General features: G+C 72.1%; 18 protein-coding genes. 13 read left to right on the top strand and 5 right to left on the bottom strand.

Annotated elements, in window-relative coordinates:
- Positions 1 to 120: 120 nt before the first annotated feature.
- The 3 genes from IEJ02_RS05670 to IEJ02_RS05660 all read left to right on the top strand — a co-directional run bounded on the left by IEJ02_RS05670 (position 121) and on the right by IEJ02_RS05660 (position 4,342).
- Positions 121 to 864 (top strand): HAD family hydrolase, encoded by a 744-nt coding sequence (locus IEJ02_RS05670; RefSeq protein ID WP_191063676.1) that lies wholly within the window; start codon positions 121 to 123, stop codon positions 862 to 864.
- Positions 861 to 3,206, top strand: coding sequence for a glycoside hydrolase family 65 protein (locus IEJ02_RS05665; RefSeq protein WP_191063675.1), 2,346 nt, complete (start codon positions 861 to 863; stop codon positions 3,204 to 3,206). The genes IEJ02_RS05670 and IEJ02_RS05665 overlap by 4 nt, the downstream gene beginning before the upstream one ends.
- An 83-nt stretch (positions 3,207 to 3,289) precedes the next feature.
- Positions 3,290 to 4,342, top strand: a complete 1,053-nt coding sequence (locus IEJ02_RS05660) for a PHP domain-containing protein (RefSeq protein ID WP_191063674.1) — start codon at positions 3,290 to 3,292, stop codon at positions 4,340 to 4,342.
- 107 nt (positions 4,343 to 4,449) lie between these two features.
- Here the strand turns inward: IEJ02_RS05660 and IEJ02_RS05655 are convergent, their stop codons facing one another.
- From IEJ02_RS05655 to IEJ02_RS05645, 3 genes are all read right to left on the bottom strand, one after another.
- Positions 4,450 to 6,351, bottom strand: a complete 1,902-nt coding sequence (locus IEJ02_RS05655; protein ID WP_191063673.1) for a glycoside hydrolase family 97 protein — start codon at positions 6,349 to 6,351, stop codon at positions 4,450 to 4,452.
- A gap of 238 nt (positions 6,352 to 6,589) precedes the next feature.
- Entirely contained in the window at positions 6,590 to 7,108 is a 519-nt protein-coding gene (locus IEJ02_RS05650) for a copper chaperone PCu(A)C (protein ID WP_191063672.1), read from the bottom strand.
- Positions 7,089 to 9,491, bottom strand: coding sequence for a heavy metal translocating P-type ATPase (locus IEJ02_RS05645; RefSeq protein WP_191063671.1), 2,403 nt, complete (start codon positions 9,489 to 9,491; stop codon positions 7,089 to 7,091). The genes IEJ02_RS05650 and IEJ02_RS05645 overlap by 20 nt, the downstream gene beginning before the upstream one ends.
- 728 nt (positions 9,492 to 10,219) lie before the next feature.
- Here IEJ02_RS05645 and IEJ02_RS05640 point away from each other — a divergent pair.
- The 10 genes from IEJ02_RS05640 (at position 10,220) to IEJ02_RS05595 (ending at position 21,351) form a co-directional block, all read left to right on the top strand.
- Complete coding sequence (locus IEJ02_RS05640) at positions 10,220 to 11,719, top strand: PepSY-associated TM helix domain-containing protein (RefSeq protein ID WP_191063670.1); 1,500 nt, start codon at positions 10,220 to 10,222, stop codon at positions 11,717 to 11,719.
- A gap of 262 nt (positions 11,720 to 11,981) precedes the next feature.
- Entirely contained in the window at positions 11,982 to 12,653 is a 672-nt protein-coding gene (locus tag IEJ02_RS05635) for a DUF5134 domain-containing protein (RefSeq protein ID WP_191063669.1), read from the top strand.
- A 90-nt stretch (positions 12,654 to 12,743) separates the two neighbouring features.
- A complete protein-coding gene (locus IEJ02_RS05630) occupies positions 12,744 to 12,998 on the top strand; it encodes a hypothetical protein (RefSeq protein ID WP_191063668.1) in 255 nt (84 codons plus the stop codon).
- Positions 12,998 to 15,283 carry a heavy metal translocating P-type ATPase gene (locus IEJ02_RS05625; RefSeq protein ID WP_191063667.1) on the top strand — a complete coding sequence of 762 codons (2,286 nt, stop codon included), beginning with the start codon at positions 12,998 to 13,000 and terminating at the stop codon, positions 15,281 to 15,283. Before IEJ02_RS05630 ends, IEJ02_RS05625 begins: the two co-directional genes overlap by 1 nt.
- Before the next feature lie 71 nt (positions 15,284 to 15,354).
- Entirely contained in the window at positions 15,355 to 15,867 is a 513-nt protein-coding gene (locus IEJ02_RS05620; protein ID WP_191063666.1) for a copper chaperone PCu(A)C, read from the top strand.
- Positions 15,868 to 16,004: 137 nt separating this feature from the next.
- Complete coding sequence (locus IEJ02_RS05615; RefSeq protein ID WP_191063665.1) at positions 16,005 to 17,042, top strand: ABC transporter substrate-binding protein; 1,038 nt, start codon at positions 16,005 to 16,007, stop codon at positions 17,040 to 17,042.
- Between the two features lie 56 nt (positions 17,043 to 17,098).
- Complete coding sequence (locus IEJ02_RS05610) at positions 17,099 to 18,064, top strand: FecCD family ABC transporter permease (RefSeq protein ID WP_191063794.1); 966 nt, start codon at positions 17,099 to 17,101, stop codon at positions 18,062 to 18,064.
- Between the two features lie 4 nt (positions 18,065 to 18,068).
- Positions 18,069 to 18,896 (top strand): ABC transporter ATP-binding protein, encoded by an 828-nt coding sequence (locus IEJ02_RS05605; protein WP_191063664.1) that lies wholly within the window; start codon positions 18,069 to 18,071, stop codon positions 18,894 to 18,896.
- A 183-nt stretch (positions 18,897 to 19,079) separates the two neighbouring features.
- Positions 19,080 to 19,262, top strand: coding sequence for a hypothetical protein (locus IEJ02_RS05600; RefSeq protein ID WP_191063663.1), 183 nt, complete (start codon positions 19,080 to 19,082; stop codon positions 19,260 to 19,262).
- Positions 19,263 to 19,545: 283 nt separating this feature from the next.
- Positions 19,546 to 21,351 (top strand): FAD-binding dehydrogenase, encoded by a 1,806-nt coding sequence (locus IEJ02_RS05595; protein WP_191063662.1) that lies wholly within the window; start codon positions 19,546 to 19,548, stop codon positions 21,349 to 21,351.
- Between the two features lie 328 nt (positions 21,352 to 21,679).
- Here the strand turns inward: IEJ02_RS05595 and IEJ02_RS05590 are convergent, their stop codons facing one another.
- The gene (locus tag IEJ02_RS05590) at positions 21,680 to 22,690 is read right to left on the bottom strand and encodes a DMT family transporter (RefSeq protein ID WP_370466974.1); all 1,011 of its coding nucleotides are present in this window, start codon (positions 22,688 to 22,690) and stop codon (positions 21,680 to 21,682) included.
- Positions 22,687 to 23,301 (bottom strand): TetR/AcrR family transcriptional regulator, encoded by a 615-nt coding sequence (locus IEJ02_RS05585; protein WP_191063661.1) that lies wholly within the window; start codon positions 23,299 to 23,301, stop codon positions 22,687 to 22,689. The genes IEJ02_RS05590 and IEJ02_RS05585 overlap by 4 nt, the downstream gene beginning before the upstream one ends.
- Positions 23,302 to 23,332: the final 31 nt, after the last annotated feature.

The raw sequence follows: 23,332 nt of genomic DNA, 5'->3' as shown, positions 1-23,332 counted from the left end.
CTGAGCGCACCCGTCGCTGAGCGCGCCCGCCCCGCGCCGAGTGCGCGCCGCGCTCCGCTGAGTGGGGGAAGGCTTCCCCTTCCCCCGCATACTCCGGCGTTCCCGGGGGAACCGGGGGCCATGACCAAGCTCTGCCTGCCCGATGGCATCCGAGCCTGCCTGTTCGACCTCGACGGGGTGCTGACCCGCACCGCGGTGGTGCACGCGGCGGCGTGGAAACAGATGTTCGACGAGTACCTGCGGCGGCGTGACGGCCCCTCCTTCCGCCCCTTCGACTCGGGCCGTGACTACGACGAGTACGTGGACGGCCGTCCGCGCGCCGACGGGGTGCGCACCTTCCTCGCCTCCCGGGACATCGAGCTCCCCGACGGCGAGCCGGACGACCCGCCCGACAAGGACACCGTGCACGGCCTGGGCAACCGCAAGAACATCCTCGTCCTGGAGAAGATCCGGGAGGAGGGAGTGGAGGCGTACCCGGGCTCGGTGCGCTTCGTGGAGGCCGTGCGCGCCGAGGGACTGCGGACCGCGGTCGTCTCCTCCAGCGCCAACTGCCGCGATGTGCTGATCGCCGCCGGTATCGAGCACCTCTTCGAGGTGCGGATCGACGGTGTGGTCGCCGCCGAGCGCAAGCTGCCCGGCAAACCGCACCCCGACACCTTCCTGGAGGCCGGACGGGAGCTGGCCACCGGGCCCGGGGCGGCCGCCGTCTTCGAGGACGCCCTGGCCGGCATGGAGGCCGGGCACTCCGGGCACTTCGGCTGTGTCGTCGGCGTGGACCGAGTGGGCCAGGCCGACGCGCTGCGCGCACACGGCGCCGACATCGTGGTCAAGGATCTCGCCGAGCTGCTGGAGGACGACTCGTGATCACCGATTCCTCGTATGCCGTCGACCCCTGGCTGCTGCGGGAGACCGATCTCCGGCTCGATCTGCTGCCGCAGAGCGAATCGGTCTTCGCGCTCTCCAACGGCCATGTCGGCTGGCGTGCCAACCTCGACGAGGGGGAGCCCCACGGCCTTCCCGGCTCCTACCTCAACGGGGTGTACGAACGGCGTCCCCTGCCCTACGCCGAGGCCGGATACGGCTACCCCGAGGCCGGCCAGACCATGATCAACGTCACCAATGGCAAGATCATCCGGCTGCTGGTGGACGACGAGCCCTTCGACCTGCGCTACGGACGGCTGCGCTCCCATGAGCGGGTGCTCGATCTGCGCGGCGGAGTGCTCCACCGCACCTGCGAATGGACCTCCCCCTCCGGCATCAGCGTGCGGGTCCGCTCCACCCGGCTGGTCTCCCTCACCCAGCGGGCCATCGCCGCCGTCGCCTACGAGGTGGAGGCCGTCGACGCCCAGATCCGCGTCGTCGTCCAGTCCGAACTGGTCGCCAACGAGCAGCTCCCCGAGCGCGGCGGCGACCCCCGGGTGGCCGAGGCCCTGGAGTCCCCGCTCAAGCCCGAGGAGAACGCCGCCGACGACAAGCGGCTGCGGCTGATCCACTGCACCGAGGCCAGCTGCCTGCGGGTCGCGGCCGCCGCCGACCACCTGATCACCGGGCCGCCGCCCACCCGCTACGCCAGTGAGAGCGCCGACGACGTGGCCCGGCTGACCGTCACCTCGGTGCTGGAGCCGGGCCAGGTGCTGCGGCTGGAGAAGTTGGTGGCCTACGGCTGGTCCGGCGCCCGCTCGCTGCCCGCCGTACGGGACCAGGTCGAGGCCGCGCTGGCCGGGGCCGCCAGCACCGGCTGGCGCGGCCTGGTGGCCCAGCAGCGCGGCTGGCTGGAGGACTTCTGGTCCCGCGCCGACGTCGAGGTCGAGGGGGATGCCGAGATCCAGCAGGCCGTGCGCTTCGCCCTCTTCCACGTCCTCCAGGCCGGCGCCCGCGCCGAGGAACGGGCCATCCCCGCCAAGGGCCTCACCGGCTCCGGGTACGACGGCCACTCGTTCTGGGACACCGACACCTTCGTCCTGCCCCTGCTCACCTACACCTTCCCCGAGTCCGTGGCCGAGGCGCTGCGCTGGCGGCAGTCCATCCTGCCCGCCGCCCGGGACCGGGCCCGGCAGCTGGGCCACGAGGGCGCCGCCTTCCCCTGGCGCACCATCGACGGCTCGGAATGCTCCGCCTACTGGCCGGCCGGCACCGCGGCCTTCCACGTCAACGCCGATGTGGCGGACGCGGTGGTGCGTTACGTGGCCGCCACCGGCGACGACGAGTTCGAGCGCGAGACCGCCGTGGAACTGCTGGTGGAGACCGCCCGGCTGTGGCGCTCCCTCGGCCACCACGACCACCACGGCCGCTTCCACATCGACGGGGTGACCGGCCCCGACGAGTACAGCGCCATCGCGGACGACAACGTCTACACCAACCTCATGGCCCAGTCGAACCTGCGGGCCGCCGCTGACATCGTCGAACGCCACCCGGACAAGGGCGCCGAACTGGGCGTCGACGACGAGGAGGCCGCCGCCTGGCGGGACGCCGCCGAGTCCATGACCGTCCCGTACAACAAGACCCTGGGCGTCCATGAGCAGTCCGCGGACTTCACCGGCCACCAGGAGTGGGACTTCCAGGGCACCCACGCCGACCAGTACCCGCTGATGCTCCACTTCCCCTACTTCGACCTGTACCGCAAACAGGTGGTCAAACAGGCCGACCTGGTGCTGGCGATGTATCTGCGCGGCGAGTGCTTCACCGAGGAGCAGACGGCACGCAACTTCGACTACTACGAGCGGCTGACGGTCCGGGACTCCTCGCTTTCCGCATGCGCCCAGGCCGTCATGGCCGCCGAGGTCGGCCATCTGCGGCTCGCCTACGACTACCTGGGCGAGGCGGCCCTGATGGATCTGAAGGACCTGGAGCACAACACCCGCGACGGTCTGCACATCGCCTCGCTCGCCGGCACCTGGATCGCCCTGGTCGCCGGGTTCGGCGGGATGCGGCACCGCGACGGCAGGCTGGAGTTCTCGCCCAAGCTCCCCGAGAAGCTGGCCCGGCTCGCCTTCACCATGCAGGTGCTGGGCCGGAGGCTGCGGGTGGAGATCACCAACCGCTCCGTCACCTACTCCGTGGCCGAGGGCGCCCCCCTGGAGATCCGGCACTACGGCCGGCCCATCACCGTCTCCGAGAAGACCCCCCGGACCTGCGACATCGACGAGCTGACGGCACGTCCCGAACCCCGCCAGCCCCCCGGCCGCCGTCCGAACCGCCGCGCCTGAGGTACGGACGCCCCACGTCATGACACCCGCACGCCACGCCACACCCCGCACGCCACCACGCCACCCACAGCGAGGAGCGCCCGATGGACCCCCTGGAGGCCCTGGACCGGATCGCGTTTCTCCTGGAGCGCGCCCAGGCGCCGACCTACCGGGTGCGTGCCTTCCGCACGGCCCAGTCGGTGCTCGCCGACCTGGACCCCCAGGAGGTGGAGCGGCGCGCCGCGAACGGCACCCTCCGGTCGCTCAAGGGCCTTGGCCCCAAGACCTCGCAGGTGGTCCAGGAGGCGCTGAAGGACCAGGTGCCCGGGTATCTGGCGAAGCTGGAGGCCGAGGCCGCCGAGGCCGGGCGCGAGCCCGACGAGGACGCGGCGAAGCTGTGCGCCGCGCTGCGCGGGGACTGCCATATGCACTCGGACTGGTCCGACGGTGGCTCCCCGATCGAGCTGATGGCCCGTACGGCGGCGCGGCTGGGGCACACGTGGGCGGTGCTGACCGACCATTCCCCGCGGCTGACGGTGGCCCGCGGCCTCTCGGCGGACCGGCTGCGCGCCCAGCTGGAGGTGGTGGCGGAGCTGCGCGCGAAGCTCGCCCCGTTCCAGCTGCTCACCGGGATCGAGGTCGACATCCTCCCCGACGGCTCCCTGGACCAGGACCCGGAGCTGCTGGACCAGCTGGACGTGGTCGTGGCCTCGGTCCACTCCAAGCTGCGGATGGACGCCCGCCCCATGACCCGCCGGATGGTCACCGCCGTCAGCGATCCGCTGGTCGATGTGCTGGGCCACTGCACCGGACGGCTGCTCGGCGGCAAACGCCCCGAGTCGGCCTTCGACCATGAGGAGGTCTTCGGCGCCTGCGCGGCGGCGGGCACCGCCGTGGAGATCAACTGCCGCCCGGAGCGGCTGGATCCGCCGCGCAGGCTGCTGCGGGAGGCCGTGCGGGTGGGGACGTTCTTCTCCATCGACACCGACGCCCACGCGCCCGGCCAGCTCGACTGGCAGCCAGGCGGATGCGCCCGGGCCGTGGAATGCGGGGTGCCGGCGGAGCGCGTCATCACCACCTGGACCGCCCGGCAGTTGGTGGACTGGACCCGCACGCGCAAGCCCCCGCGCCGTGCCGGTGCCGGGCACGGGAGTTGACGGCGGGCATACGCCGCCGCATGGGTCTTCGCGGCCGGCGCCTGCCTTCCGGCGATCGGCATCTGGACGGGCGTCCTGGACGGGGTGTCCGCCTGAGAGGGGGACGGTCAGGGGCGGTCGCAGGTCGACAGGCCGGGCCGCCAGCGGCAGGCGATGGCGGCGAACCCGCCGTCCGCCGTGACCGGCACGGACAGGGTCTGCCCGCCGCGCACCACCGTGGGCCTGCGGACCAGACCGTCCGGGCCGTCCAGGATCAGATCGACCAGCCAGCGGCCCGGCTCCAGCCGCAGCGGCACCTCGGCGGTGTGCGCGGGGCCGGTGAACGTACCGCCGATGAACCACCGCGAGCCGCTGGCGCGGGCGAGCACCGCGCTCTCACCCGGCCGCCCCGCCAGCAGCCGGGTGCGGTCCCAGGTGGCCGGGATCTGCTCCAGGAACCGGCGGGCGAGCGGACGGGCGTCGTACGACTCCGGGGTGCCCGCCAGGTTCTGGATCCCGGACTCGTAGAGCACCGACAGGCCGACCTCGCCCGCGTCCGACGCCGCGTTGGGGCGCTGGGGCCGGTGGAAGGCCCCGGGGGTGAAGTCCATGGAGCCGATGACATTGCGGGTGAAGGGCAGCGTCGCCAGGTGCTGCGGGGTGTTGGTCCGCTTCTCCTCGCCGTTCACGCCCTCCATCGTCATCACCTGCGGCCAGGTGCGCTGAATGCCCTTGGGGATCGTCGAGCCGTGGAAGTTGACGAGCAGATGGTGGGCCGCGGTGCCCTTGAGGATCTCGTCGTACCAGCCCAGCGTCTCCTGGGACTCGGAGTCCATGAAGTCGATCTTGACGCCCTTCACCCCCCACCGCTCCAGGGTGGGCAGCCACTGCTCGCGCTCCTCGGCGGTGTCGAGGTCACGGTGGTGGATCCAGACCTGGATGCCCACCCGCCGCTCGCGGGCGTAGTCCACGAGCTGCGGGATCCAGCTGTTCTTCTGCCAGTCGGGATCGGTGACGTCCCACTGGTCGGGGTCGAAGTACCAGCCCGCGTCGACCACCACATACGGCCATCCGCGCTGGGCCGCGTAGTCCACGTACCCCTTCTGCATCGACAGGCTCTGCCCGGCCGGCTTGCCGCCCGCGAGCCAGGTCCACAGGGCGGGGCCGGGCCGGATCCACGAGGTGTCGGCGACGCGCGACGCCGGTGCCAGATCGTCGGTGAAGGTGGACTGGGTGACGGTCGGCAGATCGCCCACGATCAGGGCGCGCCAGGGTGTGCTGAGCGGCCCGTCGGACTCGACCCGCTCGTCCCACAGGCCGATACGGTACGTGGGCGCCCCCTGCTGGTGGATCAGCCGGGCCGCGGAGTAGCGGCCGGTCAGATCCGACTCCGCGATCAGGGCGTAGCCGCCGCCGGTCTCGAAGAGCGCCTGCGCCATGTACTCACCGGTGGGCGCGGTCGCCGCGGTGTACTCCTTGAACAGGTTCTCGTTGTCCTTGCGGTAGTCGCCCAGCCACGCGGCCGCGTCCGGGGGCAGGGTGAAGGCCGAGGTCTCGCCGAGGACATCGCCGCTGCCGGAGGGCAGGTCGTAGCGGTAGGCGACCCCGTCGTCCGATACCCGCACCACGAGGTCCAGCCGGGCGTTCCCGTCGCCCCGGAACCGGAAGCGGGTCTCGGTCATCCGCGCGGCGCGCGAGCGCTCCTTGCCGGCCGTCGACCGGTAGTGCTCCACGACGGTGCGGTCGTGGCGCCCCAGATAGCCCAGCCCGTGCGACAGATCCGCCCGCTCGGTGACGATGCCCACGGGCGAGGGCTCGACCACCGTACGTCCGCCCCGGGACACCTGGAGCGTCAGCGCTCCCGATGCGCCGTCAAGCCGCAGCTGGGCGAGCGGACCGGAGCGGGGCGAGGGGCCGCGCACGGTCCAGGCGGAGTCCTTCGCCTGTGCGGGCCCGGTGATGAAGAGCGTCATGGCCAGGACGCCGCAGAGCAGAAATGCCACTGCGGAGCGTCGGTAAGATCTCGGCATCGTTGCCTCCCGAGGCCGATACGTTACCGAGTCATCCGATAACTGGGGAGGGGTTGGGCGCCATTACGTCCCATCAAGGGTCGTGGGGTCGTGAGAGATCGGATCTATGGCTTGGCTGCTTCCGGAGACGGCACCACGGGTCAAGGGGCCGCAGGTTCACATCCTGTCGTCCCGGCGGTGTAGAGGGTCTTCGCAGGTCAATACCTGTGAGGGCCCTCTTTTCGCGCAGGCCGCGCCCTCAACGATCGGTGAGATGCGATCGCACCGCCTCGGCCCCGACCCGGCCGCGTCCGGAGAACCACAGGTTGAAGGGCACCCGCTCTCCCGGCTGCAGCGTCGGGGGGTCGAGGAGGGCGACGTGGATGCCTTGCCGGGACATCCGCAGTGTGCTGTGCGCGCGTACGGTCACTGCCTTCGGCCGCCGGACGGTACCCGGGCGCTTCCGGTCGGGCGCGCGCAGCATGGAGACTCCCAGCTCCGGGGAGTCGGCGAAGACCAGGGTGTCGTCCGTGTCCCCGACGTTGCGAATCGTGAAGTAGGCGGCAGCCGTCTGCCCGTTGGACGGGACGATACGGCCGCCACTGACCCGGATCCTCGGTGTGGGCTCACCCGCCGCCCCGGTCGCCGTGTACCCCGTGAGCAGGGCCAACGCGAGTGCGCAGCCGCCCACCGGCACCAGTGCCGCCCGTATTCCCCGGGCCGTCGTCTCCCTCAGGCGCCGTCGTGGTGCGGTGCGGTCATCGGTCGCTGAGGACATCGGACTTCCTTCCCGGGTAGCCGTGCTCGGTGGCCGCGGGGCCGTAGGGGGAGAGGGGAGCGGGCAGGGTGCCGGTCTGCCACCCGCCGGGGGTGTAGTACCGCAGCCGCAGGCTGTTGGTGACGACCAGGACCGAACTCGCGGACATGGCCGCGGCCGCCACCATGGGGTTGAGCCAGCCGGTCGCGGCCAGCGGAACGGTGACCACGTTGTAGCCGAAGGCCCAGACGAGGTTGGCGCGGATGGTGCTCAGTGTGCGCCGGGTGAGCCGGATGGCGTCGACGACGGCCAGCATGTCGTTGCGTACGAGGGTGATGTCGGCCGCGCCGATCGCGGCGTCGGTGCCGCCGCCCATCGCCATCCCCAGATCGGCGGAGGCCAGCGCGGCGGCGTCGTTGACCCCGTCGCCGATCACCGCGACGCACCGGCCCTGCTCGCGCAGTGCGGTGACGATACGTTCCTTCTCCTCCGGGGTCACTCCGGCGTGGACCGTGTCGATGCCCGCCCGTTCCGCCATCGCATGGGCGGGGGCGGCGCCGTCACCGGTCACCAGTACCGGCTCGATGCCCAGCGCACGTACTTCGCGCACCGCCTCGCGACTGGTGGGCCGCAGGCTGTCCCCGACGGCGAGCAGCCCCGTGGGGCGGTCGTCGATCTCCACGATCACGGCGGTGTGCGCGGCGCGTTCGGCGGCCTCGCGCGCCCGGCGCAACGGCTCCGGCAGGGGTTCCGACGGCCGGGGGCGGCGTACCCGCACCTCACGGCCGTCCACACGCCCGGACACGCCCTCACCGGCAACAGCCCGGAAGCCCGTCACCTCCGGCAGCCGCGCGACCCCGTCCTCCTCGCGGCGGGCGGCCGCGACCACCGCCCGGCCGATGGGGTGCTCGGAGCCCTGCTCCACGGCCGCGGCCAGCCGGAGCACCTCCCTCGCCTCCGGACCGCCCTCCGCCACGGTCGTGTCGATCAGCGTCATGTGCCCTGTGGTGAGTGTGCCGGTCTTGTCGAAGACCGCGGTGTCCACGCGGCGCAGCCGCTCCAGCGCCTCCGGGCCGCGGACGAGGACGCCGAGTTGCGCCCCTCGTCCACTGGCCACCAGGAACGCGGTCGGTGTGGCGAGCCCCAGCGCACACGGGCAGGCCACCACGAGCACGGCCACGGACGCGGTGACGGCCGTCTCACCCGCCGCGCCCGCGCCGAGCCAGAAGCTCAGCACGGTGCCGGCGATCGCCACGATCACCGGCACGAAGACTCCCGCCACCGCGTCGGCGAGCCGTTGGATCCGGGCCTTGCCCGCCTGCGCCTCGGTCACCAGACGGGTGATGCGGGCGAGTTGGGTGTCGGCGCCGACCGCTGTGGCGCGCACGACGAGTATCCCGCCGGAGTTGACGGCGCCACCGACGACGGCGGTGCCGGGGGTCACCTCGACCGGTGCGCTCTCGCCGGTGACCAGGGAGAGGTCCAGCGCCGAGCCACCCTCGACCACCACACCGTCCGTGGCGACCTTCTCGCCGGGGCGCACCACGAACTCCCCTCCCGTGGTGAGTTCGGCCACCGGGACGCGGCGATTGCCGCCCGGTTCCCTCAACTCCACGTCCTTGGCGCCGAGTTCGGCGAGCGCCCGCAGCGCCGAGCCGCTCCGGTGCCGGGCCCGCGACTCCAGATGCCGCCCGAGGAGGACGAACAGGGGTACGGCGACCGCCGCCTCCAGATAGATATGGGGCACCCCGTCGTCGGCCGAGGGCAGCAGGCTGAACGGCATGCGCATCCCCGTCACGCCCGCGCCGCCCCAGAGCAGGGCGTACGCCGACCAGGCGAACGACGTGAGGACGCCGACGGACACCAGGGTGTCCATGGTGGCCGTGGCATGCCGCAGACCGCGCAACGCCCGCCGATGGAAGGGCCACGCACCCCAGGTCGCGACCGGCGTGGCGAGGGAAAAACAGGCAAACTGCCATCGCTCGAACTGCCAGGCGGGGACCATCGAGATGGCGATCACGGGCAGCGCCAGCACCGCCGTGATGACGAGCCGTTCGAGGTCGACGACCTCATCGCGGCCTGGCCCGTCGTCAGCCCCGTCCCGGGGCGATCGACTGTCGTCTTCTCCGGTGGCGGCGGGAGGCGCGGGGAGCTCGGCGGTGTAACCGGCCCGTTCGACGGTGGCGATCAGCTCCGCCGGGGCCACGGTGGCCGGGTGGGAGACCCGCGCCGTGCCGGTGGCCAGGTTCACGGTGGCGCTCACGCCTTCGACGCGGGCCAGTTTCTTCTCCACCCGGGCCACGCAGGCCGCGCACGTCATCCCGCCGATCAGCAGGTCGGTGGTGCGCGCGGACACGCCGGACGAGGTGATCGGATCGGACGCGGTGTCCGGCCGCTCGCTCATCGGGCCCCTCCCCTAGCGCTGGGGTCCTGCGGCCCCATGCCGTGGGTATCCATGCCTCCGGCCCCGCCGTCCTGCGGCACACTCCGATGGATACCGGGCGCCACTGGACCGGCCGCCCGCCCCACCGCGTAGGAGGCGGCCATCAACACCGCCAGGAGGACGAGAAACCCGGTCAGGGCGGGAGGCGGCAGTGCGCGCCGCGCCCGGGCGACGCGCGGCTCCGCTCCGTCGGGCGCCGGTCGCGGCGTCGAGGAGGTATCGGTCAACGGCATCTTCGGCACTCCTCTGTGCGGGCTCGGCGGAAACGGCCGGGGTTCGCTCACCTTTACGGTCCGGGGCGGTCGACCGCTCACCGTACGGAGGCTCTGTCACACAAGGAGAAAAACCGGCCCGGCCGGGAACTGCCGGGGCGTGTCAGCCGACATCTGAGCTGTGAGAGGTTTCCGCCCCGGCCCGGCGGAGAGCGGAAAGTCCGACGTGGCAGCGGCCGGGGCACACCTGTCCACCCAGTCAAGCGGAGGGGCCGGGTGCGGCGGAGGGCGAGCGGTCGCCACTCCACCACACCCGGGGGCGCCACGGACGGCAGGGTCGGTACGGCGGCACGAACGTTCGGCCATGCTCTGTGGCGTACGTCACGCCACATCTCCGGAACTCCTTCCTCCGGAGGCCCGACTACTGGGCTGGTGCGGCTCCGGCCGACCAGCATCGTCCCCGAGCCAGGAGTTCCCATGTCCGCCGAACCCGTCGCCGCCGACACCGAGGACGGACCACACCGGCCTGACGCGCCACAGCCCGGCGCCGCACCCCGGACATCGGACTCGGGCGCGGGTCCTGGTGGCTGGTCGGCTCTGCGCCCGTTGGCCCTGCGACTGCACTTCTACGCGGGTGTCCTCGTCGCGCCCTTCCTGCTGGTGGCCGCCGCGACCGGGCTTCTCTACGCGGGCTCCCTCCAGGCCGAGAAGATCGTCTACGACCACGAGCTGCGGGTCCCGGCCGGCAAGAGCGAGCTGCCGCTCTCCCAGCAGATCGCCGCCGCCCGCGAGGCCCACCCCGAGGGGGAGATCGGCGCGATCCGCCCCTCACCGGAGGCGGGTGCCACGACGCGCGTGCTGCTCTCCGGCGTCAAGGGTGTCGACCCCGAGCACAAGCTGGCCGTCTTCGTCGACCCGTACACGGGGAAGGTGCGGGGCGCGCTGGAGCAGTACGGCACCAGTGGCGCGCTGCCGCTGCGCACCTGGATCGACGATCTGCACCGCAATCTGCATCTCGGCGACACTGGCCGTCTCTACAGCGAGCTCGCCGCCAGTTGGCTGTGGGTGATCACCGGCGGCGGTCTGGTGCTGTGGATCGCCCGCCGCCGCAAGGGCTCGGCGAAGCGGAAGCTCCGTGCCACGGCGTTGCCGGACCGGTCCGCCACGGGCCGCAGGCGGACGATGTCCTTTCACGGCTCGGTCGGGGTCTGGGCGGCGCTGGGGCTGTTCTTCCTGTCCGCGACCGGTCTGACGTGGTCCACGTACGCGGGCGCGAACGTCACCGACCTCCGCGCCTCCCTCGGCCAGGCCACTCCGGCCGTCAGCTCCGCCGTCGGCGGCGAACACGCCGGACACGGCTCCATGCAGGGCATGGAGGGCATGGACATGGGCGGGTCGAGCGGAAAGGGCGGCGAATCCGCCGATGTCGGCGTCGACGCCGTGCTGAAGGCCGCGCGTGCCGAGGGACTGGGCAACCCGGTGGAGATCGTCCCGCCCGCCGGGCCCGGCACCGCGTACACCGTCAGCCAGATCCAGCGCAGCTGGCCCGAGAAGCAGGACGCCGCCGCCGTCGACCCGGCGACCGGCCAGGTCACCGATGTGGTGCGGTTCGCCGACTATCCCCTGCTGGCCAAGCTCTCCCGCTGGGGCATCGACGCCCACATGGGGAGTCTGTTCGGGCTCCCCAACCAGATCGCCCTGGCCGCCCTCGCGCTCGCCCTGATCTTCCTGATCGTGTGGGGCTACCGGATGTGGTGGCAGCGCGGTCGGGCCGGTGCCTTCGGCCGCCCCATCCCGCGCGGCGCCTGGCGGCAGGTGCCGTCGTACGTCCTCGCGGTGTTGACCGTCGTCGTCGCGGTCCTCGGGTACTACCTGCCGCTCCTCGGCATTCCCTTGGCCGCCTTCCTGGTCATCGACCTCGCGCTCGGCCGCCTGGCCGACCGGCGCGGGCAACCGGCTCAGACGGCCGGTGGCTGACGTGAACACCGGTGCGCATACGCACGTATGGCCGGGGTCAGCGACGTGAGCGTCGATTTCCCGCGCAACGAGGCCACTGTGGGCGGCGACACAGTCGACGACGAGCGGGTGCGCGCCGCCATCACCGAAGCGGGATACGCCGTTGCTCACGGTCTCCGCACTACTCGAGAGAAGGTTCAGCGATGCCCCACAGGCCGACCACGCCCGAGGAACGGGTGACATTGCCGGACGTTCCTGAGCGCCGTCGCACGGCGGTGGTCCGATGATCGCCGCGACGGGGCTGCGCTGGGTCCTGACCGTGCTGTTCCTCGTGCCCGCCCTCTCCGCCGTGCGGCGTGCCGTTGCACCCGAACGCGCCGGTGGCGGACCGGGCGCCGCCGGGAGAGTCGCGCATCTGCTGCACGCGATGATGGCCTTCGCCATGGTGGCGATGGTCTGGCCGTGGGGCATGGACCTCCCCGCCCGGCCGCAGATCATCCTGTTCACGCTGGGCGGGGCGTGGTTCGCAGGGGTGGCCCTGGCCCGCCCGGCTCCACTCTCCGCCGCGCACGCGCTGTCGGGTGCCCTACCGCACGTGGTGATGATGGGTGCGATGGCCTGGATGGCCGCCGCGATGGTCTCGTCCTCGTCCATGTCGGGGCACGGCGGCTCCGGCGGGATGGCGGACATGCCCGGGATGGACATGTCCGGTGGGTCCGGTGCCGTGGCCATGACCCTCACCGGAACCGGGCCGCGACTGACCGCCGGACTGCTGGCCGGGCTGCTCCTCCTGCTCGCCCTGCGGTGGCTGGCGCGGGGATTCGACGCCGCCCGGCTCGATGGCACCACCGGGCCGCGGCACCCCTCGGCACCGGCCGAGCGCGACGCGTTGGATCTCGGCTGCCACGGCGCGATGGCACTGGGTATGGCGGTGGTGTTCGTCCTGCTGGTGTGAATCCGCGGGGCCGGGACCTGGCCCGTCGATCGGGCCGACCCCCTGTACCGGACCGGCGAAATCCGTGACGCGATTCGAAAGACTTGGCACATGGCACAAACCGGGCAGGAACCCACTCGTAACACGACGCGGCCGCCCCGCGCGCTGCCACCGCCCGCGCTGTGCGGCTTCCTTCTGCTGCTCGCCATCGTGTTCACGGCCTCCTACGCCGTGGGCGCCCACATGGGGCCCGTCGCCCCCGGCATGCACGGTCCAGGAGTGGTGGGAGACGACCCGGAGGGCGGACGCCACGGCGACGAGCCGGGCATGGGAGGCATGGACATGGGCCGCGGAGGCGGGCACTGATGGCCACGGATCCGGTCTCCGTGCGGGTGGAGACCGACTTGATGATCGGTGGCATGACCTGTGCCGCCTGCGTGAAGCGGGTCGAGAGGAAGCTGAGCAGGCTGGAGGGGGTCACCGCGACGGTGAACCTGGTGAGCGGACGGGCCCGTGTCCACCACCCCCGCGAGACAGGCGTCGAGCAGCTCGTCGAGGCTGTCCGGAGCGCGGGATACACGGCCGCGCTCCCCGAACCGCCGCGCCGGGAAGAGCGGTGGGAAGCCGGCGGTGACTCCGTGGAGGCGGACCGGCGCGAGCGGGACCGGCTGCTCGTCACCGCGCTGCTCGCGCTGCCGGTGCTGGTCCTGTCGATGGTGCCCGGGTGGCAGTTCCGCAACTGGCAGTGGCTGTGCTTCGTGCTCGCCGCGCCCGTGGCGGTCTGGGGAGCCTGGCCGTTCCACCGCAGGGCCGTATCCGGGCTGCGGCACTCGGCGGCCACCATGGACACCCTCGTCTCGCTCGGTGTGGCCGCCTCGTTCTCGTGGTCCTCCTACGCGCTGTTCCTCGGTGGAGCGGGCGCCCCCGGCATGCGGATGTCGTTCGGCCTGATGCCCATGGCCTCGGACGGTGTCGCCCACATCTACCTCGAGGCGGCGGTCGGCGTACCCCTGTTCGTCCTGGCGGGCCGCTACCTGGAGGCGAGGGCGCGGCGGGGCACCGGTGCGGCTCTGCGTTCCCTCGCACGGCTGGCGACGAAGGAAGTGGCCGTACGGGACGCCGCGGGCGAGCGTCTGGTCCCCATCGAGGAACTGCGGGTCGGGCAGATCTTCGTCGTCCGGCCGGGTGAACGTGTGGCCACGGACGGAGTCGTCACCGGGGGCAGTTCGGCGGTGGATCTCGCGCTGGTCACCGGGGAGAGCGAGCCCGTCGAGGTCGGACCGGGCGAACCCGTCGTCGGCGGTGCCGTCAATGTGGGTGGCCTGCTGCTGGTCCGGGCCACCGCCGTCGGCGCGGACACCCAACTGGCCCGTATCACCCGGCTGGTGACCGAGGCCCAGGCAGGCAAGGCGAAAGCACAGCGGCTGGCCGACCGGGCCGCCGGAGTCTTCGTACCGGTCGTGCTCACCCTGGCCGCCACCGTGCTCGGATTCTGGCTCGGCGCCGGAGCCGAACCTCAGGCCGCGATCACCGCGTGCGTGGCCGTGCTGGTCGTGGCCTGCCCCTGTGCCCTGGGCCTGGCGACCCCGACCGCGCTGATGGCCGCGACGGGCCGCGGGGCTCAACTGGGCGTTCTGGTCAGTGGCCCGCGGGCGTTGGAGGGCCTTGAGCACATCGATGCCGTGGTGCTCGACAAGACCGGCACCCTCACCTGCGGGCACATGAGCGTCGTCCGGGTCACGGCCGTGCCGGACGGCGTCGGCGAACAGCCGGCGGTCCGGCTCGCGGGCGCGGTCGAGCAGGGTTCCGAGCATCCCCTCGGACGCGCTGTCACCGCGTACGCACGGCGGGCCGCTTCCGGACAGCCACTTCCGGACGCGGCCGACTTCGCCGCGCTGCCGGGCCGGGGCGTGCGCGGCCGGGTGGACGGCAGACTGGTGGAGGTTCTGGCCCCGGACGAGGTGTTGCCCGGGCCGCTCGCCGAGGCGCTCCCCGCCGCCGAGGCGGCCGCCCACACCACGGTCGTGGTCCGCGTCGACGGCGTCACCGAGGCGCTGATCGAGGTCGGCGACGTGCTCAGGCCTGAGAGCTACCGGGCCGTGGACCGGCTGAAGCGCCTGGGAGTACGCCCGGTGCTCGCCACGGGCGACCACGAGGCGCCCGCCCGAGCGGTCGCCGCCCACGTGCGCATCGAGGAGGTACACGCCCGGTGCACGCCCGAGGCCAAGGCCGACCTCGTGCGCGCGCTGAGGGAGAGCGGCCGCCGGGTCGCCGTCGTCGGCGACGGGGTCAACGACGCGGCCGCCCTGGCTGGCGCCGACCTGGGCATCGCGATGGGCACGGGCACGGACGTGGCCATCGGAGCGTCCGACGTGACCCTGGTCCGCGGGGACATCGAGGCCCTGGCGGACGCCATCCGACTCGCCCGCGCCACTGTGAGCACCATCAGGGCCAACCTGCTCTGGGCCTTCGGCTACAACCTCGTCACCGTGCCGCTGGCCATGGTCGGACTGCTCAACCCCATGCTCGCCGCCGCCGCGATGTCCGCCAGCTCCCTGCTCGTGGTCGGCAACAGCCTGCGCCTGCGCGCCTGGCAGCCGTCGCCGGCCGGCAGGCGTCCCTCCCGTCCTGTCACCCGGATGCCACGGTGACGCCCGTGTCCGCCGCTTGCGGGCCGCATTTTCCGGATCCGTCGCCCGACACCGAGGTGGAGAACCGCCCGATGACATACGCCTCCTGGACGCCCAGCCCCCGTCGGATCAGGGACTCCCTCCTGGCCGCGGTCGCTCCGGTCTGCGCCTTCGTCCTCGCGCTCGGTGGCCTCGCCGCGTGGACCGCCAAGGGCAACGCGGGCAGCCCCCCACGGATCGGCGTCACCGGGGCACGGCTCTTCCTGCCGTCCCCGGACCTGCCGAAGACCGCGGCGTTCTTCCGGATCACCAACACGGGCGGTGCGCGGGACCGGTTGGTCGGGGTCACCTCCTCGGCGGTCACCGGGGAGATCTCCCTCAGCCGTCACCGGATGACCGGAAGAGGCGCCGCGTACCGGCAGACCACAAAGTCACTGCCGGTTCCGGCGGGCGGCGCCCTCGACATGTCACCGGAGACCAGTGATGTGACCGTCCCGGTCACGGCGCATTGGAGGAGGGGAGACGTGGTGCCCTTCACCCTCCGCTTCGAGCACAGCGGACGGGTCGAGGCCGAAGCCGTCGTGGTGCGCCCCGGCGAGGGGTGAGCGGTACGACTCTGCCACCCAACGGCGGGCCTTTGCCGAACGGCCCACGACTCCCGGGAACTCACGACCACTTCGCCGCGACTACTGCATCGGAACACTTCAGCCCATGAGCACAGCCTGTACATAAAGGAGCCCACATGCCGATGAAACGGTCGGCCGCCGCCACCCTGGCCGCAGCCCTCTGCCTGCTCACGGCGGCATGTGGCTCCTCGTCCGAGGGCAAGGCGAGCGGCGGCACCACCGAGGCCGCCGCCTCGAAATCCGGCTACCCGGTCACCCTCGACAACTGCGGTGAGAAGGAGACGTTCAAGAAGGCCCCCAGCCGGGTCGTCGTCATGAACGGCGCCTCGGTCGCCGAGGTCTCCACGCTTCTCGCCCTCGGCCTCCAGGACAAGATCGTCGCCAACCAGCAAACCTACGGAATGTCCGAGGTGGCGGACCGGGCCGCGGCCATCAAGCACCTGCCCACCGGTGACATCAAGCTCAACGAGGCCTACGACATCCCCCGCGAGGCCATGCTCGGCCTGCGCCCCGATCTCGTCCTGTCCGCCACCACGTACGGCTTCGACCAGAAGAACGGCTTCGCCACCCGCGAGCAGTTGAAGCAGGTGGGAGCCAACAGCTACGTCTCCCCGCAGGGCTGCGACGACGATCCCTCCAGGATGACCGTCGCCGACAGCTACCAACTGCTGCGCGACATGGGAAGGATCTTCAACGTCAGTGACAAGGCCGAGAAGCTGATCGCCGAGTCCGAGAAGAACATCGCTGCGGTCTCCGAAAAGGTCGAGGAGGAGAAGAAGCCGAACGTCATGGTGCTCTTCTCCAACATGACCATGGGCAGCAACGACTTCAGCTCGGTCTTCAGCAAGGGCATCGTCAACGACATCCTCGCCAAGGCCGGCGGCGCCAACGCCTTCGAGGACGCTTCCCAGGCCCTCTTCGCCGACCTGAGCAAGGAGAAGGTGGCCGCCACCGACGTCGACGCCCTCGTCGTCATCAGCTACAACGACCCCGATCCGGCTGCCTACGCCAAGAAGCTGCTCAAGGAGTTCCCCCAGTGGTCAGCCGCCAAGAACAACGAGTACGTCGTCCTGTCCGACTCGATGTACCTGGGCCCCAGCAACGACCTGGCGGTGGAGAGGATCGCCAAGATGCTGCACCCCGAGGCGTTCTGACCCGGCTCGGAACTCCGCTGGCGTTCACGCTCCTGCCCGTCGTGCTGACCGCCACGATGATCGTGGGGATCAGTATCGGCGCGGTCAACGTTCCGCTGGGCGACGTGTGGGGGATCGTCCTCCACCATGTCACCGGCGCGGGGGCGGCGCACTCCGACCCCGCGCTGGACCAGATCGTCTGGAACTTCCGCACCCCGCGGGTGGTCCTCGCGGCCCTCGTCGGCGCGGGCCTGGCCGTGTCCGGCGCCGTGCTGCAAACCGTGGTGTCCAACCCGCTGGCCGACCCCATCGTGCTGGGTTTCTCCTACGGCGCCACGCTCGGCGCGGTGCTGGTCATCACCCTGGGCGGCGGCGCGGCGCTGGCCGGGCTCGGGGTGTCGGCGGCCGCGTTCCTCGGCGCGATCGCCGCCGGGGCGCTGGTCTTCGTCCTCGGACAACGCCGGGGACGCCTGGCGCCGACCCGGCTGGTGCTGGCCGGCGTCGCCGTCGGCTACGTCTTCCTCTCGGCCACGAGCTACGTGCAACTCCAGGCGACGCCGACCGAGTTGCGGACGGTCATGTTCTGGATGCTGGGCAGCGTCTCCGGCGCGCAGTGGGACCAACTCCCCACCGTCGCCGTGGTGGTGCTCGTCACCACTGCGCTCCTCGGTCTCTTCGGCCGACGGCTCAATGCCCTGCTGGCCGGCGACGAGTCCGCCACCGCGCTCGGCGTCGACGTCAACCGGCTGCGCGCCGTGCTCCTGGTGCTCGCCGCACTGCTGACGGGAACCGTCATCGCCGTAGCCGGCAGCATCGGCTTCGTCGGCCTGATGATCCCGCATCTGGTGCGCCTGACCACCGGCGCCGACCACCGCCGGCTGCTCCCCCTGACCGCCCTGCTGGGAGCCGTCTACCTGGTCCTCGTCGACCTGCTCTCCCGCACCCTCAACCGCCCCAACGAAATCCCCCTGGGCATCCTCACCGCTCTGCTCGGCGCCCCCTTCTTCCTGTGGCTGCTGCGCCACAACAAGGGCCTGGACTGACACCATGAAACTCACCGTCGACCGGCTCCACGTCACCCTGGACCACAACCCGATTCTCCGGGACGTGAGCCTGGAGGCCCGGAAGGGCGACATCGTCGGCCTCGTCGGCCCCAACGGCAGCGGCAAGTCCACCCTGCTGCGCACCGTCTACCGCTCGCTCCGCCCGGCGGACGGTGTGGTCAGGGTGGGCGAGGACAGCGTGTGGGAGCTGTCCCCCCGCGCCGCTGCGCGTCGTACGGCCGCCGTTCTCCAGGACGCCGGCGGCAACACCACCGGCCTGACCGTCACCGAGATCGTGGCCCTCGGCCGCGTCCCGCACCACGGGCTGCTCGGCCGTGACGGAGCCGAGGACCGCGAAGCCGTCTCCGATGCCATCGACCGCTGCGGAGTACGGCCCTTCGCGGACCGCGACTACGCCTCCCTGTCCGGCGGCGAACGACAGCGCGTCCTCCTGGCAAGGGCGCTGGCGCAGCGTCCACGGCTCCTCGTTCTGGACGAGCTCACCAACCACCTCGACATACGGGCCCGGTTCGAACTCCTGGCCCTGATCCGGGCCACCGGCGTCACCACCCTCGCCGTCCTGCACGACCTCGACCTCGCCGCCCGTCTCTGCGACCATCTCGTCGTCCTGCACGACGGAGCCGTGGCGGCGGCGGGACCGGTCCTGGAGGTGCTCACTCCGGACCTCCTCGCCGACGTCTTCGGCGTCCGTGCCGGCACCGAACGGCATGCCGACGGCGTCATCCGCATCACCTACGCGGCCCAGCCCATCGCGAACGGCGAGAGCGCCGGGCACGACCAGGCCCGTCTCACCGAGACCGCCGAGTGCTGAAACGGAGATGGGTTCGCGTCAGGTTCCGGAGGCGCGCACGGGTTCCGGGGCCCTCGTACTGGATACCGGACCGGGTGGCCTCGACCGCCCCGGCCGCCCCTGGGCGGAGTTCGGGGCGTATACTGCACATATGCGACGCCCGGTCACGGACACACGCGCGGTCCGGATGAGGAGGCGCACACGATGAGCGGCACGGCTCGGCCCGGCGACCCGGACCGTGAGACGGCGGACCCGGCGCCCGCCGAGCCCGAGCCCGAGGGCGGGGATCCCGCCTGCTGGCTGGAGAGGGTCTGCGCCGACTGCGGCGCGATCCAGGACACCGCCCACTTCGCCCGCTGTGCGCGCTGCGGAGCCCCGAGGGAGTGAGCGGGGCGCCCGGCCGCTGCCCGACATCCTCGATCCGTACCCCTTCTCGCCGCGGGGGAGCGCCTTGGCCGAGCCGTCAGCTGGTGGTCGTTGAGCCACCCGAAGTCCCCTGCGGCGCATGCGAGTTGCTGCTTATGAGCAGAACTCTGGCGGCCGTGCACCCTGTGGGCTACCGTCGGTAACACGTTGCCGGCCGGTAACACGATTCCGTCGCGGCAACCTCCTCCGTATCTCCTCACCCTCCGATCTCCCGCACCCTCCGAACCCCTCCGGAAGGCAGCTCATGGAGAACTCCACAGAGAATTCCGCGTCGCCCGCCGGGATCAGCCGCCGCCGCGCCCTGACGGCTGCGGGCGGTGTGCTCGCCGGCGCCGCGCTCGCCCAGGCGGCGGTTCCGGCCTTCGCCGCCTCCGGGGCGTCCTCGGACGCGGACGCCATCGTGGTCGGCCACGGGCTCGCCGGGCTGGTGGCCACGGCGGAACTGGCGGCCGCGGGGCGCAAGGTGCTCCTCCTGGACCAGGAGCCCGAGAGCAACCTCGGCGGCCAGGCGTTCTGGTCCTTCGGTGGCCTGTTCTTCGTCGACTCCGAGGAACAGCGGCTGATGGGGATCAAGGACTCGCCCGAACTGGCCTGGCAGGACTGGCTCGGCACGGCCGGTTTCGACCGCGGCATCACCGATCCCGGTGGCCAGGACTACTGGGCCCACAAGTGGGCCGAGGCGTATGTGGAGTTCGCCTCCGGGGAGAAGCGGTCCTGGCTGCACGGGCTCGGTGTGCGATGGTTCCCGATCGTCGGCTGGGCCGAGCGCGGCGGCGGTCTCGCGGACGGCCACGGCAACTCGGTGCCGCGTTTCCACGTCACCTGGGGCACCGGTCCGGCCGTGGTCGAGCCGTTCGAGAAGAAGGTGCGGGCCGCCGCGAAGGACGGCCGGGTGACCTTCAAGTTCCGCCACCGGGTGGACGAGCTGGTGGTCACCGGTGGCGCCGTCACCGGGGTGAGCGGCTCGATCCTGGAGCCGAGCGACGCCGCCCGCGGCAAGCAGACCTCGCGCACCGTGGTGGGCGACTTCGAGCTCAACGCCCCGGTGGTGATCGTCACCTCCGGCGGTATCGGCGCCAACCACGACCTCGTACGCCGGAACTGGCCCGACCGGCTCGGCTCGCCGCCCAAATTCATGGTCACCGGCGTCCCCGCGTATGTGGACGGCCGCATGCTGGCGATCACCGAGAAGGCGGGCGGGCGGATCGTCAACCCGGACCGGATGTGGCACTACACCGAGGGCCTCAGGAACTACGACCCGATCTGGCCGGGCCATGGCATCCGCATTCTGCCCGGTCCGTCGTCGATGTGGTTCGACGCGAAGGGCAGGCGTTTCTCCACCCCCGACATCCCCGGCTACGACACCCTGCACACCCTCGGGTCGATCACCGCCACCGGCTATGACTACTCGTGGTTCGTCACCACCCAGAAGATCATGGCCAAGGAGTTCGCGCTCTCGGGCTCGGAGCAGAACCCGGACCTGACCAACAAGGACATCCTGCAGCTCCTCTCCCGCATCTGGCAGACCCCCGAGCCGATCCAGCGGTTCCGGGACAAGGGCGAGGACTTCGTCGTCGCCGACAACCTGCCCCAACTGGTCGCGGGCATGAACAAGTTGACCGGCGACGACCTGATCGACCTGGCGGACCTCAAACGGCAGATCGAGGCCCGCGACCGCGAGATCGAGAACCCGTACACCAAGGACGTCCAGGTCATGGGCATCCGCAACGCGCTCGCCTACCCCGGCGACACCCTCAGCCGCACCGCCTCCGCGCACCGGATCCTGGACTCGGGCGCCGGACCCCTGATCGCCGTGCGCCTCAACATCCTCACCCGCAAGACCCTCGGCGGCCTCCAGACCGACCTCTCCGGCCGCGTCCTGGACGCCTCCGGCGACCCGGTCAGCGGCCTGTACGCGGCCGGTGAGGTGGCGGGCTTCGGCGGCGGCGGAGTGCACGGCTACCGCTCCCTGGAGGGCACCTTCCTGGGCGGCTGCCTCTTCTCGGGCCGCACGGCGGGCCGCGCGGCGGCGTCCGCGACCGCGACCTGACCCGGTCGGCGGGCCGACGGATCCCGGCGACCGCGGTGAAGACGCCGCCGCTCAGCCGCCGCCCAGCCCCGCAACCGCTCCGTCGGCCCGCCGAAGGGCGCACCGGCGACATGGGAGACTCGTCCCGCACTCCGCGGCCGACCGGGAACACTCCCGGTCGGCCACGTCGCCGTGGCAAGGAGGACGCATTGGGCGGGGACGATCCGCACATCCATGGCGAAGCCGGCCGCCGACAGGCATCGCGAACTCGCGGAGAGGTTTTCCGGCCCGCGGAGGGCTGAATGACATCACCGAACGGCGGACGGCCCGCCGTAGCAGCCGGACTCCGCTACGGCGCCGGGTCCGACTGGGCGACGGTGTGCTCCACCGCTGTGCGCTGCGGCATCGTCACGCCGTCTCGCGGCCGTCGGCGCCGCCCGGAGATGCCCGCCGGGGCGGTGAGGACGGCCAGGCAGGCGAGGACGAGTGCGATACCGCCCCAGCCGACGGCGGGGAGGCGTTCGCCGATGACCAGCACGGCGAGGACGGCCGCGACGGCCGGTTCCAGCAGGGAGAGCGTGGTCGCCGTGGAGGCGGGCACGTGCGCCAGCCCCCAGCCGAACAGAACGTAGCCCGCGAACATGGGCACCAGCGCCATGTACGCCCCGACGGCCACGTTGGACCCGGAGTCGAGGAGCGGGGCCCCGGTGACCAGGAGGACCGGCACCAGGAGCAGCCCGCCCACGCCGAAGACCGCGCCCATCGCCGCGCGCGAGGTGACCCCCTGGGTGATCAGGCGGTGAGCCGCCCAGGAGTAGAGGGCGTAGGTCGTGGCCGCGATGAGGCCCAGCCCCACGCCCAGCACCGTGGCGGCCGTGGACACCCGCTCCGCGCCGCCGGGGGCTCCTGCGGCTTGGCCCGCGCACAGCATGAGGGTGCCCAACACGCCCAGGGCGGCGCCGAGTTTCCAGCGGCGTGTCAGCCGGCGCCGGTCCATGACGCGTTCGATCACGGCCGAGGCCGGCGGGGCCATGCCGATGGACACCACGGTGCCCACGGCCACTCCGGCCAGGTGCATCGAGCTGTAGAACGCCAAGGGGTAGGCCGCCACCGCGACCGAGCCGAGCAGTACGGTGCCACGCCGCGCACGCAGCCGCGGGGCCTGGCGGGCGATGCGGGGAGCGGCGACCAGGGCCTGGAGCAGCCCGCCGAGGCCCATGGCGACGGCGCCGATGGCGAGGGGACCGACGGCCGGGGCGAAGGTGGCCGCCGTGCCGGTGGTGCCCCACAGGACGGACGCGGCGAGCACGCACAACGATCCGGCGCCCGCCGAACGGGCGCCGCGTCCCAGGGCCGTCACAGCCGGTCCAGCAGGGCCGCCGCCATCGCGCGGGCATGCCGCAGACGGCTGTCGTCCCCTTCCAGACCGGCGCGCGCCATCGCGCCCTCCAGCAGGAACGCCAGGTGCTCCGCCATCGTCCGAGCGTCGTCGGGGCGCTCGGGCAGCTCGGGCAGCAGTTCCTCGAGGTGGCCGGCGATCAGCCGCTCGACCTCCTCCTTGTGGCGGCGTACGACGGTCCGCCCCTCGTCCCCGGCGGGCAGCTCGGCGGCCGCGTTGAGCAGGCCGCAGCCGCGGAAGCCGCGCTCATAGGCGAACGCCGCGTGATCGGCGTAGGCGTCGAAGACCGCGAGAACGCCGTCGCGGGGACTCTCGGCCCGCTCCAGGCGTGCCCGGTACAGCGCGAGCCACTCCTCGTGGCGGGCGTCGAGATACGCCCTGACGAGATCGGCCTTGGAGGAGAAGTTGTTGTACAGGCTCATCTTCGCCACGCCCGCCTCGGCGGTGATCGTGTCGATTCCGGTCGCCGTCACGCCGTCGGCGTAGAAGCGGCGCGCGGCGGCTGCCAGCAGGCGCTCCCGCGCCGGCCGCCGCCTCCCGGGCTCGGTCGTCCTCACACCGGTCTCACTCATCGTATGCACCCTGACAGATTAGGTAGGTAGG

Origin of the sequence: Streptomyces sp. 5-10 (assembly GCF_014712245.1) — a bacterium.
GTDB lineage: Bacteria > Actinomycetota > Actinomycetes > Streptomycetales > Streptomycetaceae > Streptomyces > Streptomyces violaceusniger.
The sequence above is the reverse complement of the archived record's forward strand: the minus strand, read 5'-3'. Positions and strand labels throughout refer to the sequence as shown.

What these genes read in the sequence shown, in the direction of transcription:
- IEJ02_RS05670 (WP_191063676.1), top strand. Translation starts at nt 121, where the DNA reads ATGACCAAGCTCTGCCTGCCCGATGGCATCCGAGCCTGCCTGTTCGAC.
- IEJ02_RS05660 (WP_191063674.1), top strand. Translation starts at nt 3,290, where the DNA reads ATGGACCCCCTGGAGGCCCTGGACCGGATCGCGTTTCTCCTGGAGCGC.
- IEJ02_RS05655 (WP_191063673.1), bottom strand. Translation starts at nt 6,351, where the DNA reads ATGCCGAGATCTTACCGACGCTCCGCAGTGGCATTTCTGCTCTGCGGC.
- IEJ02_RS05650 (WP_191063672.1), bottom strand. Translation starts at nt 7,108, where the DNA reads ATGTCCTCAGCGACCGATGACCGCACCGCACCACGACGGCGCCTGAGG.
- IEJ02_RS05645 (WP_191063671.1), bottom strand. Translation starts at nt 9,491, where the DNA reads ATGAGCGAGCGGCCGGACACCGCGTCCGATCCGATCACCTCGTCCGGC.
- IEJ02_RS05640 (WP_191063670.1), top strand. Translation starts at nt 10,220, where the DNA reads ATGTCCGCCGAACCCGTCGCCGCCGACACCGAGGACGGACCACACCGG.
- IEJ02_RS05635 (WP_191063669.1), top strand. Translation starts at nt 11,982, where the DNA reads ATGATCGCCGCGACGGGGCTGCGCTGGGTCCTGACCGTGCTGTTCCTC.
- IEJ02_RS05630 (WP_191063668.1), top strand. Translation starts at nt 12,744, where the DNA reads ATGGCACAAACCGGGCAGGAACCCACTCGTAACACGACGCGGCCGCCC.
- IEJ02_RS05625 (WP_191063667.1), top strand. Translation starts at nt 12,998, where the DNA reads ATGGCCACGGATCCGGTCTCCGTGCGGGTGGAGACCGACTTGATGATC.
- IEJ02_RS05620 (WP_191063666.1), top strand. Translation starts at nt 15,355, where the DNA reads ATGACATACGCCTCCTGGACGCCCAGCCCCCGTCGGATCAGGGACTCC.
- IEJ02_RS05615 (WP_191063665.1), top strand. Translation starts at nt 16,005, where the DNA reads ATGCCGATGAAACGGTCGGCCGCCGCCACCCTGGCCGCAGCCCTCTGC.
- IEJ02_RS05610 (WP_191063794.1), top strand. Translation starts at nt 17,099, where the DNA reads ATGATCGTGGGGATCAGTATCGGCGCGGTCAACGTTCCGCTGGGCGAC.
- IEJ02_RS05605 (WP_191063664.1), top strand. Translation starts at nt 18,069, where the DNA reads ATGAAACTCACCGTCGACCGGCTCCACGTCACCCTGGACCACAACCCG.
- IEJ02_RS05600 (WP_191063663.1), top strand. Translation starts at nt 19,080, where the DNA reads ATGAGCGGCACGGCTCGGCCCGGCGACCCGGACCGTGAGACGGCGGAC.
- IEJ02_RS05595 (WP_191063662.1), top strand. Translation starts at nt 19,546, where the DNA reads ATGGAGAACTCCACAGAGAATTCCGCGTCGCCCGCCGGGATCAGCCGC.
- IEJ02_RS05585 (WP_191063661.1), bottom strand. Translation starts at nt 23,301, where the DNA reads ATGAGTGAGACCGGTGTGAGGACGACCGAGCCCGGGAGGCGGCGGCCG.